The 11,375-nt window shown below is 72.1% G+C and carries 12 protein-coding genes; 10 read left to right on the top strand and 2 right to left on the bottom strand.

Translation table 11 applies throughout. The features are described from left to right. From AB0J52_RS13070 to AB0J52_RS13090, 5 genes are all read left to right on the top strand, one after another. Positions 1 to 591 (top strand): SDR family NAD(P)-dependent oxidoreductase (locus AB0J52_RS13070; protein WP_500181791.1); only part of this gene is annotated, 591 nt, incomplete at its 5' end. Beyond that, positions 578 to 1,615, top strand: coding sequence for a threonine aldolase family protein (locus AB0J52_RS13075; RefSeq protein WP_500181792.1), 1,038 nt, complete (start codon positions 578 to 580; stop codon positions 1,613 to 1,615). The genes AB0J52_RS13070 and AB0J52_RS13075, both read left to right, overlap by 14 nt. A 210-nt stretch (positions 1,616 to 1,825) precedes the next feature. Beyond that, a complete protein-coding gene (locus AB0J52_RS13080; RefSeq protein WP_500181793.1) occupies positions 1,826 to 3,016 on the top strand; it encodes a thiolase C-terminal domain-containing protein in 1,191 nt (396 codons plus the stop codon). 524 nt (positions 3,017 to 3,540) lie between these two features. Continuing rightward, positions 3,541 to 4,410, top strand: a complete 870-nt coding sequence (locus AB0J52_RS13085) for an oxygenase MpaB family protein (protein ID WP_500181794.1) — start codon at positions 3,541 to 3,543, stop codon at positions 4,408 to 4,410. Positions 4,411 to 4,539: 129 nt separating this feature from the next. After that, a complete protein-coding gene (locus tag AB0J52_RS13090; RefSeq protein ID WP_500181795.1) occupies positions 4,540 to 5,604 on the top strand; it encodes a lysylphosphatidylglycerol synthase transmembrane domain-containing protein in 1,065 nt (354 codons plus the stop codon). Here AB0J52_RS13090 and AB0J52_RS13095 read toward each other — a convergent pair. Continuing rightward, positions 5,553 to 6,500 (bottom strand): type IV toxin-antitoxin system AbiEi family antitoxin, encoded by a 948-nt coding sequence (locus tag AB0J52_RS13095; RefSeq protein WP_500181796.1) that lies wholly within the window; start codon positions 6,498 to 6,500, stop codon positions 5,553 to 5,555. The two genes, AB0J52_RS13090 and AB0J52_RS13095, sit on opposite strands and share 52 nt — an antisense overlap. 135 nt (positions 6,501 to 6,635) lie before the next feature. Between AB0J52_RS13095 and AB0J52_RS13100 the strand changes: the two genes are divergently transcribed. The 3 genes from AB0J52_RS13100 (at position 6,636) to AB0J52_RS13110 (ending at position 8,490) form a co-directional block, all read left to right on the top strand. Continuing rightward, positions 6,636 to 7,190 carry a gamma carbonic anhydrase family protein gene (locus AB0J52_RS13100; protein ID WP_500181797.1) on the top strand — a complete coding sequence of 185 codons (555 nt, stop codon included), beginning with the start codon at positions 6,636 to 6,638 and terminating at the stop codon, positions 7,188 to 7,190. A gap of 122 nt (positions 7,191 to 7,312) precedes the next feature. Next, complete coding sequence (locus AB0J52_RS13105) at positions 7,313 to 7,945, top strand: hypothetical protein (protein WP_500181798.1); 633 nt, start codon at positions 7,313 to 7,315, stop codon at positions 7,943 to 7,945. Between the two features lie 95 nt (positions 7,946 to 8,040). Continuing rightward, on the top strand, positions 8,041 to 8,490 hold the full coding sequence (locus AB0J52_RS13110) for an HIT family protein (RefSeq protein WP_500181799.1): 450 nt from the start codon (positions 8,041 to 8,043) through the stop codon (positions 8,488 to 8,490). On the opposite strand, the gene AB0J52_RS13115 is transcribed toward AB0J52_RS13110, so the two are convergent. Continuing rightward, positions 8,439 to 8,819, bottom strand: a complete 381-nt coding sequence (locus AB0J52_RS13115) for a VOC family protein (protein ID WP_500181800.1) — start codon at positions 8,817 to 8,819, stop codon at positions 8,439 to 8,441. The two genes, AB0J52_RS13110 and AB0J52_RS13115, sit on opposite strands and share 52 nt — an antisense overlap. Before the next feature lie 283 nt (positions 8,820 to 9,102). Between AB0J52_RS13115 and AB0J52_RS13120 the strand changes: the two genes are divergently transcribed. Both AB0J52_RS13120 and AB0J52_RS13125 read left to right on the top strand, forming a co-directional pair. Beyond that, a complete protein-coding gene (locus AB0J52_RS13120) occupies positions 9,103 to 10,047 on the top strand; it encodes an ABC transporter substrate-binding protein (RefSeq protein ID WP_500181801.1) in 945 nt (314 codons plus the stop codon). A 220-nt stretch (positions 10,048 to 10,267) separates the two neighbouring features. Continuing rightward, positions 10,268 to 11,254, top strand: a complete 987-nt coding sequence (locus tag AB0J52_RS13125; protein ID WP_500181802.1) for a FecCD family ABC transporter permease — start codon at positions 10,268 to 10,270, stop codon at positions 11,252 to 11,254. Positions 11,255 to 11,375: the final 121 nt, after the last annotated feature.

Consider the following 11,375-nt stretch of genomic DNA (forward strand, 5'->3'; position numbering starts at 1 on the left):
TGTAAGAGTCGACGCCGGCGGCGGCGACGTCGTCGCCGAAGCGTCCGCCAGTGGGACTCCCCCCGGATCTCGCCCACCGCCGTCGACCTGCTCGACCAGGACGCGACCCGCCGCTTCGCGGACGCGGTCGTCTCCGAGCACGGCCGCGTGGACGGGCTGATCCACCTGGTCGGCGGCTGGCGCGGCGCGCCGTCCTTCGCCGCGACCGACCTCGCGGACTGGACGTTCCTGCACGACCAGATCGTCCGGACGCTCCAGCACACCACGCTCGCCTTCCACGACGCGCTGCGCGACGCGCCGTCCGGACGGTTCGCCATGGTGTCCCAGCCGGCCGCCCGCCGTCCCGATGCCGGTTCGGCCGCCTACGGCGCGGCCAAGGCGGCCGCCGAGACCTGGACCCGGGCGATGGCCGCCTCCTTCGCGTCCGCGAGCGAACCCGCCGGGAGCGCCGCGACGATCCTCGTGGTGCAGGCGCTGGTCGGCGAGGCCAAGCCGGGGCTGACGCACGTGACCGACCTCGCCGCGACCGTCGCCGGCCTCTGGGATCGGCCCTCCTCCGAGTTGAACGGAACCCGTCTTGAGCTCTTCTGACGTCCACCACGGCTTCGGCAGCGACAACCACGCGGGTGTCCACCCCGAAGTGATGGCCGCGCTCGCCGAGGCGAACGACGGCTACCAGGTCGCCTACGGCTCGGACGCGTGGACCGAACGCCTCGACCAGGTCGTCCGGCGCCATTTCGGCCCGAACGCCGCCGCCTACCCCGTGTTCAACGGCACCGGCGCGAACGTCGTCGGGCTGCAGGCGATGTGCGAACGCTGGAGCGCGGTGATCTGCGCCGACTGCGCGCACATCAACAGGGACGAGTGCGGTGCGTCCGAGCATGTGGGCGGCCTGAAGCTGATCCCGCTGCCCTCCGTGGACGGGAAGCTGACACCCGAAGCGGTCGCGCGCTACACGGGAGACGTCGGGAACGTGCAGCGCTCCCAGCCCTCCGTCGTGTCGATCACCCAGGTCACCGAGGTCGGCACCGTCTACACCCCGGACGAGATCGCGGCCATCGCCTCGCGCGTGCACGAGCTCGGCATGTTCCTGCACATGGACGGCGCCCGCCTCACGAACGCGGCGGCCTCCCTCGACGTCCCCCTCCGCGCGATCACCACCGACGTGGGCGTGGACGTGCTTTCGTTCGGCGGCACCAAGAACGGCATGATGCTCGGCGAGATGGTCGTCGTGCTGAACGACGACGCGGTGCGCGGCACGGCCTACCTGCGCAAGTCGAGCATGCAGCTCGCGTCCAAGATGCGCTTCGTGTCGGCCCAGTTCGTCGCGCTCCTGGACGGCGACCTGTGGGAGCGCAACGCGCGCCACGCGAACGCGATGACCCGCCTGCTCGCCGACCAGGTCCGGGACGTGCCGGGCGTCGAGATCGTCCGTCCGGTGGACGCGAACGCGGTCTTCGCGCGACTCCCCGAGAAGGCCGCCGAACGCCTCCGCGAGCACTTCTCCTTCCACGGCGATCCGACGCAGGAGGTCCGCTGGATGTGCGCCTTCAGCACCACGGAGGCCGACGTCAACGCCTTCGCCGCCGCCCTCCGCAAGTCGATGGCCGACTGAATCCCCGCCCACGTCCGCCCGCCTCCGCCGCGCGACAAGGAGCGCCCCGCGCCTGCCCGGCGCCGCCTCGGAACGCCCGTCCCGACCCGGCGGCGCCGGGCGGCCGGCGCCAGGCGACGGACCTCACCCTCCGTCCCAAGCGAACGCTCGATTGGTCGTTCGGGTTATCGTGGTACCGAACCCGATTCGGCACCCCCGGAGGTGAGCCCGATGGCCAACCGCAGCTTCGTCGTCGGCGTGGGCATGACCAAGTTCGAGAAGCCGGGCTCCCGCGACTGGGAGTACCCGGACATGGCCAAGGAGGCGGTGGGCAGGGCTCTCACCGACGCGGGCGTCGCCTACGACGCGGTCGAGCAGGCGTACGCCGGGTCGGTGTACGGGGCGATGGGGCAGCGCGCCCTGTACGAGGTCGGCATGACGGGACTGCCGGTCATGACGGTCTCCAACGCGTGCGCGACCGGGTCGAGCGCGCTGTACCTGGCACGGCAGGCGGTGCGGGGCGGCCTGGCCGACTGCGTCCTGGCGCTGGGCATGGAGAAGATGCAGAAGGGTTCGCTGGGCGCGGGGGTCGGCAAGTCGTCGGTGACGATCGTCGACCACCACCTGCGTTCCATGACGGCCGCGCGCCCCTGGGAGATGGACAAGGCCCCCATGCCGCAGATGTTCGGCAACGCCGGGCGCGAGCACATGGAGAAGTACGGCTCCACGCCCGAGCACTACGCGTGGATCGGCTGGAAGAACCACAAGCACTCGGTGAACAACCCGTACGCGCAGTTCCAGACCGAGTACTCCCTGGACGACGTGAAGAACGCGCCCATGATCTTCAACCCGCTCACCAAGCTGCAGTGCTCCCCCACCTCGGACGGCGCGGCCGCCGCGGTCCTCGCGTCCGAACGCTTCGTGGACGAGCACGACCTCTGGGACCAGGCCGTCGAGATCGCCGGACACCACATCGCCAGCGACACCGCCGACTCGTTCAAGGACAACTCCTCCATCCAGGTCGTCGGTTTCGACTGCACCCGGCGCGCCGCGACGCGGGCCATGGCCGAGGCCGAGGTCGCCATCGAGGACGTCGACGTCATCGAACTCCACGACTGCTTCAGCGCCAACGAGCTCATCACCTACGAGGCACTCGGCATGGCCCCGGTCGGCGAGGGCCACAAACTCGTCGACGGCGCGGACACCACCTACGGCGGCCGCTGGGTCGTCAACCCCTCGGGCGGCCTCATCTCCAAGGGTCACCCGCTGGGCGCGACCGGCCTCGCCCAATGCGCCGAGCTCACCTGGCAGCTACGAGGCAAGGCCGAAGCCCGCCAGGTCGACAACGCCCGCATCGCCCTCCAGCACAACATCGGCCTGGGCAGCGCCTGCGCCGTGGCCATCTACAAGCCCGCCTCGTAACAGCACCTCCCCAGGGGAAACGGGCATCCTCTCCCCCGCCCCGGCCGAACACTCACCGACGCACCCCCCGCCCTCAGAACGCGTGCCGTCCGGTACCCGCCCCCTCGCCGGACGGCACGCCCGACCACCTCTGCGGCGTGACGCAGGTGGTGGCCATGAAGCGCCCGCGCGATCACCCGGCCGAGGGCGGAAGGTTCAGCTGAAAGACCACGCGGTCGACGCCAGGACCGTCGTAGTCGGCGACCGGACCGGTGACCGTGAACCCCATCGCGCCGTGGAAGGCGACCGAACCGCGGTTCTGCGGAGAAGTGATCGCCCAGCCTCTCCCCTCCCCCTGTCCACTCCGCAACCACCATCCCCCGACCACGCACCCGCTGGTCGTCTGCTCGGGGCTCCTGGCGGCGGTCTTCTCGCGGCACGTGGGAGGAGGAGGACGGGCAGCTCACGGGTTAGGTATGAGACAAATATTGACTTCCGTCTCAGCGGGTTCCACTCTGGGAGGTGACCGGTCACCGGGAGGTGCGATGCCGATCCCCTTCGGGACCGGAGCCGCCGAGGCCCCGTCCCTGCTGCGGCACTACGCGGGCGATCTGCGGTCGCTGCTCCCGGGGGCCGCCGCCGGGCTGCTGCAGCTCATGCACCCCGGCATCGGCGCGGGAGTGTCCGAGCACTCGGCGTTCTTCGACGCGCCGTTCGACCGCATCCACCGCTCGGTGCCGCAGATCTGGGCGACGATCCTCGCACCGGACGGCCCGGACCGCGCCCGCGCCATCCGCGACCTGCACCGCGCCATCGGCGGCGTGGACGAGCGGCACCGGCGCTACCACGCGCTCGAACCCGAGACGTTCTGGTGGGCGCACGCGACGTTCACCTGGGAGATCTTCAAATCGGTCGAGGTGTTCCACCCGGAGACCCTCACCGCCGAAGACCGGGAACGGCTCTACGCCGAGACCGTCGCCTGGTATTCGCGGTACGGGGTGAGCATGCGGCCCGTGCCGCCGGACCACGCCGCGTTCCGGGCGAAGTTCTGGCGCGTCTGCGCCGAGCGGCTCGAACTCACCCCCGCCGCGGCGCGCGCGCTGGAGATCGCGCGGTACGGGTCCGGCACGGTCACGCTGATGCCGGTCGGCGGGGCGCGGTTCGAACGCGCGGGACGGTTCGTCGCCGAGCGGCCCCTGCGGCTCATCACCTTCGGCTGCCTGCCGTCGGTCGTCCGGGACCGCTTCGACATCCCGTGGACGCCGCTCGACCAGGCGCGGTTCGGCGCGCTCGCGCTCGCCAACCGGCAGGGGTACCGGATGGTGCCGAGCGGCCTGAACCACCGCGCGCTGCTCGGGATGCTCCGTTACATCGGCGCACAAACCCGCGAAGACCGGTATCAACCCGCCGCATAGCGTCGCTCTCCGGCGGACATCTCCATCCGGCGGCCACCGTTTTCCCAAAGTGAATCCAGTGGTCGCATAAATGTCACCGATGTCGCCGACAACCACAGTGTGGAGAACATCGCCGCAGGCGCCGGCCCCGTGGCGCCCACCGTGCTCCCCGTCCCGGCCGGTGCCGCCGTCCCCCGCCCCGGCACGGCGGTCGCCCTGTTCGACCGGGCACGCGCGACCTTCGTCCGCGTCCGCTGGATACGCATCGCCCTCGCATTCGTTCCCTTGGCCGCGATCGTCACCGCGCTGGTTCTCACTCAGGGCGTCACCCGCGCACTCCACGCCTTCGCAACCCTCGGCGACGCCCGGTGGGAGTTTCTCTTTCCACTGACACTGCTCGCGGCACTGCATTACGTTTTCGCGGCCGTGGCGCTGCGCGGCGCGTCCGGCAGGCCGCTTCCGCTGGGCCGGACGATCCTCACCCAGTTCACCGCTGCCGCCGCCAACCGCGTCACCCCGAGCGGACTCGGCGCCGCCGCCGTGAACACCCGCTACCTGGTGACCCGTGGCATGCCCCTCGCGAGCGCCCTCGTCACGGTCGCCGTCCTCCAGGCCGCCGGGGCTCCCGCGGACCTCCTGCTCGTGACCGCCGTCCTCGCCCTGGGCGGTGGCGACCACCTCGACCCGCACCTCCTCTCGCCGTTCGCGTTCCTCTTCTGGCCGCTCGTGTTCCTGCTCGTCCCGCTCGCGCTGATCCTGTTGCCCGTCGCGCTCCGCTGGGGTCGCCGCGCCGTCCGCTCCCCCGCCGTCGTCCGCGCGCTGACCGGCCTGGGCGACCTGTGCCGCCGACCGGCCGACCTCGCCCTCACCCTCTCCTGCTCGGGCGGCACGACCCTCGTGATGGCCGCGGCGTTCGCGCTGAGCGTCCAGGCCGTCCCCGGAACCATGACCGGCGCCGACGACACCGTCGCCTTGCTGACCGCCTACCTCCTGGGCGCCGCCGCGGGCGCGGCCATCCCCCTCCCCGGCAGCCTCGGCACCACCGAAGCCGCCCTCCTCGCCGCGCTGACGGCCCTCGGCACCCCGACCACGCCAGCCCTTCAAGCCGTGCTCCTCTTCCGCGCCATCACCTTCTGGGCACCCGTCCCGGTCGGCCTCATCGCCTACCGCGCGCTCCGGCCGGGAGGGGCCGCGGACGCGCCGCCGATGAGATGAGCAGATTGCGCGCGCCGCGACGTGCCGTTGCGGAGGCGGGCCAGGTGGGTGGCGAGCCGGTCCATGGTGTCGTCGTCAGGGTTCCAACCGTGGTCGAGGAGCGCGGTGAGCAGCGCTTCGAGGTAGGGCGCCGGACGGGCCAGGACGTCCTTGGTGACCGGGATGATCTGCCAGCCCTGGCTGCGGAGCCAGCGGCGGCGGTGGTCGTCGTGGGCACGGGCGCGGCGGCCGGTGTGGTGACGTTCGCCGTCGTATTCGAGCCCGACGCGCCACTGCTCGTAGCCGAGGTCGATGGAGAGCCGTTCGCCGTGCGGGCCGGGGACGGGGATCTGCGTGCGCGGACGCGGGAAGCCCGCGCGGATCATCAGCACGCGGGTCCAGCTCTCGCCCGGGGACGCGGCGCCCTGGTCAGCGAGGCCGAACACCTCCGACAAGCGACTGGAACCTCGGTAGCCGGGCACCTCCCGAGCCATCGCGCGCACTTCGGACGCGCCGACGCCGGCGCGGAGGAACTGGTCGAGGGCGGCGACGGCGTCCAGGCGCGGCAGCCAGCGCGCGCAGTCGAGGGCGGTGCGCGTCCGCGTCGTCAGGCGGACATCGCCGAGCGCGGTCACATGTTCGGAGGGAAGCCGCGCCCAGCGGGCGTCGGGGGCTCCATGAACCCCGCCGTCCGTATCGCCTTCAGGCGGCCGCGTCTCCGGCGGCAGGATGAGGTCGAGCTCCCACCCGCCCCGGCGGGCACCCGGAGGCAGGACGTCCAGCCCCCACAGCCAGGCGGCGGTACCGCGTGCGATCACGGCTCCGGCGGGAAGGACCTCGGCGAGCCGCCGGGGCCTGCCGTCCAGGAGGGGGCGGATCGCATGGTTCGGTGCTTTCGTCCAGGTCAGAACGGTCATGAACCCATCGTCGCGGCGGCCCGACCCGTTGCGAAAGGCACCGGCGGAACTGTGGATAACCCGAGGGTCAGGAGGCCGGAGAGCATGTTGATCGAGCATCGGGGACGACGTCCCGTGGTCCCCGCGTCGGCGTACGTGGCACCGACCGCCGTGCTGTGCGGAGAGGTCAGGCTGGGAGAGAACGCCCGGGTGCTCCACGGCGCGGTGCTCAGCGCGGAGGACGGCGAGGTGACCGTCGGTTCCGACGTGGTCGTGATGGAGAACGCCCTCGTGCGCGGGCGCAAGGACCACCCGGTGCGGATCGGTGACGCCGTCCTCGTCGGCCCGCACGCCCACGTCAACGGCGCGACTGTCGAGGACGAGGCATTCCTCGCCACCGGCGCCTCCCTCTTCCCCGGTTCAGCGGTGGGCGCGAAGGCGGAGATGCGCATCAACAGCGTCCTGCATGTCGGGTCGCGACTGGAGGCGGGCTCGGTGGTGCCGATCGGGTGGGTCGCGGTCGGCGCGCCCGCACAGCTTTTCTCGCCCGATCGGCACGAGGACATCTGGCAGGTTCAGCGGAAGATGGACTTTCCGGGGGTCGTCTACGGGCTTTCCAGGGACGCGTCCATGCGCGAGGTCATGGCCGGGCAGGTGGCTTTCTTCGGGGAACACATGAATGACCGCATGGTCGACGGGCCTGGCCTCTAGCGTGGGACTCAAGCGGTTGCCTATTGCCAGGGCGTGAGACTTGACCCGGTCCGCAGGGCGGAGCCATGTGCGCATGGACTTGCGGGAGCCGGGTTCGGAGGATGGCGGAGAGGTGACGGGAAATGATGGCGGATGGTACGCGGCGAGCGCTGCACGGCGTCGCCGAGATGATCCTCGCGGGGCCGCAGTTCCGGACGAGCGGATCCATCGAACTGGCCGTGACGGACGGCGGTTTCGGCACGGTGGCCGAACCGCTCCTGCGCGTGCGCGGGACGGAGCTCATCGTGGGTGAGCGCGCGGTCCCGATGAACGGCCTGACCTACCAGGAAGTGGCCGCGGCCGCGCACGTGGAGGCCGGACGTCCCGAGGGCGTCTACAAGGAGGGCAGCGGGCTCGAACCCGACGACACCATCGGGCTGGAGGCCGGCGACGCGGCGGTCATCGAGCGCGCGTTCGCGTGGGGCATGGAGGCTCTGCTGAGACTCGCCCCGTCCGAGCGTCCGATCCTGTGGCCCGAGCACTTCGACGTCGCGGTCACGGTGGACGAGGTCAACTACGGCGTCTCTCCCGGCGACCAGTACCTACCCGAGCCCTACGCCTACGCGGGCCCCTGGCGGATGCACGTCGGGGCGTTCTGGAACGCCCCGTTCGGTGCGGCGCGGCCCCTGCGTCTGCTGCCCGGCGCGACGGCGGTGCACGACTTCTTCAGCGAGGCCCGCGATCGCGTGGCCTCCGACCCCGTGCGCGAGCCCTGACCCACGTGCGTGCACATGAGGGATGCCTGGCCTGCGACCTTGCCTCCGGCAGGCGTCCGCTCCCAGGTGGCCGCCTCGCCGAGCGTTCCGGATGGGTGGTCGAGCATGCCGTCGCTCCCCTCGGGGTCGGCACGCTCGTCGCCAAGCCGCTGCGCCACGTCCTCCATGTGGCCGACCTGGACGACGCCGAGAGCGCGGCGCTCGGGCCGCTGCTGCGGCAGCTCTCGGCCGCGGTCACGGAACTCGTCCATCCCGAGCAGGTGTACGTGTGCCTGTGGTCGCACGCGGGTGGGGAGCCCGGCCACATCCATTTCGTGGTCCAGCCCGTCCGCAAGGAGGACATGGAGCGTTTCGGGGCTTTCGGCCCGGCTCTCCAGAGGGCGATGTTCATCGCGGACGAGCGCCCCGGCCCGGCGGAGGTCGAGGCGTTCTGCGCGCGTGTGCGCCCGTTGCTGGCTCCCTGTACGCGCGTGGGCCCGCTACTGGCGTCCGGTCAGGACGGGGAGATGAGCTCGTACAGGTTGCCGGAGGGATCGGCGAAGTAGACGCCGCGTGCGCCCAGGGGGTGACGCTCGTCCACTCGGCCGTTCGTGGGGGTGCCGGGGCCGTCGCCGTGGGGCAGCTCGTGCGCGCGCAGGTGGGCGACGGCGGCGTCGAAGGTGACCGGGTCCACGTCGAAGGCCAGGTGATGGCCGCCGGCGTCCGGGACCGTCATGTAGTCGAGCGTGAGTTCGTCGTTGACGCGGAGCTGCGCGAAGTGCCCGGCGACCGGGTGGAGGCCCCCGTACTCCAGCCCCAGGACGTCGGCGAGGAAGCGCGCGGCGGCCTCGTTGTCGGCGGCGGGAACGATCGTGTGGTTGAGCCTGATGGTCACGGCGTATCTCCCGAGGTGGGTCCGGCGTTGCCGCGCACGCTACGGAGTGAGCGCTCACTCCGTCAAGTGGGGCGTGCGCCGGTCCGTCCGCCTGCTGATAACGTTGCAGATCACGCGTGCGCTGAGCGAAGTCCGGTGAGATCCCGGCGCTGTCCCGCAACTGAGATGGCCTCCCCCGAAGGCCGAGCCAGGTCGCCTTGCCGCACGCCGACGACTTCGACCCCGCGGTAGGGCCGGTCCGTCACCCCGGGCCGCTTGCCGCCGCTCGCCCTGGAGGCAGGCAGTGAGACCCGTGCGCGCGCTCGGCGCGTCCCTCGTGATCGGCGCCCTGGCGCTGGCGTCCGCCTGCGGCGGCTCCGGCGACTCGGCCAAGGACAAGGACAAGACCGCTACCGGCGGCCCGGTGGTCGTCAAGGCGGCCAACGGCGACGTCACCATCCCCGCGACGCCGAAGCACATCGTGTCGCTCTCCCCCACCCACACCGAGACGCTGTTCGCGATCGGCGCGGGCAAGCAGGTCACGGCCGTGGACGAGCTGTCGAACTACCCGACGGACGCGCCCCGCACCAAGCTCAGCGGCTTCAAGCCGAACGCCGAGGCGATCATCGCGACCAAGCCCGACCTGGTCGTGCTGTCCAACGACATGGACGGCGTCGTGGACGCGCTCGCCAAGGTGAAGATCCCGGTGCTGCTGGAGCCCGCCGCGACCAAGCTGGACGAGGTGTACGACGAGATCCAGGACCTCGGCAAGGCGACCGGCCACGGCGCCGAGGCGGCCAAGCTCACCGAGCAGATGCGCACCGGCATCCAGCAGACGGTGGCGAGCGCCGGGAAGGCGGCCGGCGGGCGGAGGCTCAGCTACTACCACGAGCTCGACAACCAGCTGCACACCGTGACCTCCAAGACCTTCATCGGCCAGGTGTACGGGCTGTTCGGGCTGGAGAACATCGCCGACGGCGCGGACAAGGCCTCCGGGGGCTACCCGCAGCTGTCGCAGGAGTACCTGCTGCGCCGCGACCCGAACATGATCCTGCTGGCGGACACCAAGTGCTGCGGCCAGTCCGCGGTGGCGGTCGGCAAGCGCCCCGGCTGGTCCGACCTCACGGCCGTACAGAAGAAGAACACCGTCGAGCTGGACGACGACATCGCGTCCCGCTGGGGCCCGAGGCTGCCGGACTTCGTCAAGGCCATCGCCGCCGCCGTGCAGAAGGCGTCGGCCGCCAAGTGACACCGGTCTCACGGTGAGGTCCGCCCCTCGCTCCCGGCCGCGCGGGCTCTCCGCCCGCGGGCTGAGCCCCCGCGGGCTCCTTCCGCACGGGCTCACCGCGCGCGGACCCGCCACGGGTGGACCCACCGCGGGCGGGGCCGTTCCGCGCGTCCGCCGGGAGCAGCGGGCGCGGCTCCGACCCGTCCAGCTGGTGCTGGCGCTGGCCGCCCTGCTGGCGACGATGGTGGGGGCCCTGCTGGTCGGGGCGGCCGACCTGCCCGTCTCCGGCGTGCTGAAGGCGCTCGCCGGGACGCTCCCGTTCGTCCACGTCGACTCGGGGCTGAGCGTCGTCGAGCACAACGTGCTCTTCGAGCTGCGGCTCCCGCGCGTCCTGATGGCGGCCCTGGTCGGCGGGCTGCTCGCGATCGCGGGCGCCGGCTACCAGGGCGTGTTCCGCAACCCGCTCGCCGACCCGTACCTGCTGGGCGCCGCGGCCGGAGCCGGCGTCGGCGCGACGCTGGCGATCGTGGCGCTGCCGGGCGCGCCCGGCTTCGCCGTGCCGGTCGCCGCGTTCACCGGGGCCATCACCGGCGTGCTGATGGCCTACGGGCTGGGTCAGGTCGCGTCGCGCGGCGGGCTCGGCGGATCCGGCGGCGGGACGGGCACGCTCGTCCTCGCCGGGGTCGCGGTGGCCAACTTCCTGTCGGCCGTCCAGACGTTCCTGCAGCAGGCCAACGCGCAGCAGCTCCAGCGGATCTTCGCGTGGATCCTCGGCGGCGTGGGCACCGCCGACTGGGGCCAGCTGCGCATGGTCGCGCCCTACGCGCTGATCGCGGTCACCGTGCTGCTCACGCACGGACGGCTGCTGGACGTCCTCGCGGTCGGGGACGAGGAGGCCACGACGCTCGGGATGTCGGCGGCGCGGGTGCGGCTGCTGGTCCTGATCGCCGCGTCGCTCGCCACGGCCTCCGCGGTGGCGGTGAGCGGCCTGATCGCGTTCGTCGGGATCGTCGTCCCGCACCTGGTGCGGCGGCTCGCGGGCGGTTCCTACCGGATCGTCCTGCCGCTGTCGCTGCTGGTGGGCGGCACCTTCCTGGAACTCGCCGACCTGGTCGCGCGCACCGTCGTCGCGCCCGCCGAACTGCCCCTCGGCGTGGTCACCGCGTTCGTCGGCGGCCCGTTCTTCGTGCTCGTCCTCCGCGCGACGCGCAGGCAGGTGGACGTATGACGGTCTCGGTCCGGGAGCTGGACGTCGAGCTGGGCGGCCGCCGGGTGCTGCGGTCGGTCTCCATGGAGGTCGCCGGCGGCTCCTGGACGGCGGTCATCGGCCCGAACGGCGCGGGCAAGTC

This window comes from Spirillospora sp. NPDC049652 (assembly GCF_040675125.1).
Taxonomy (GTDB): Bacteria; Actinomycetota; Actinomycetes; order Streptosporangiales; family Streptosporangiaceae; genus Spirillospora.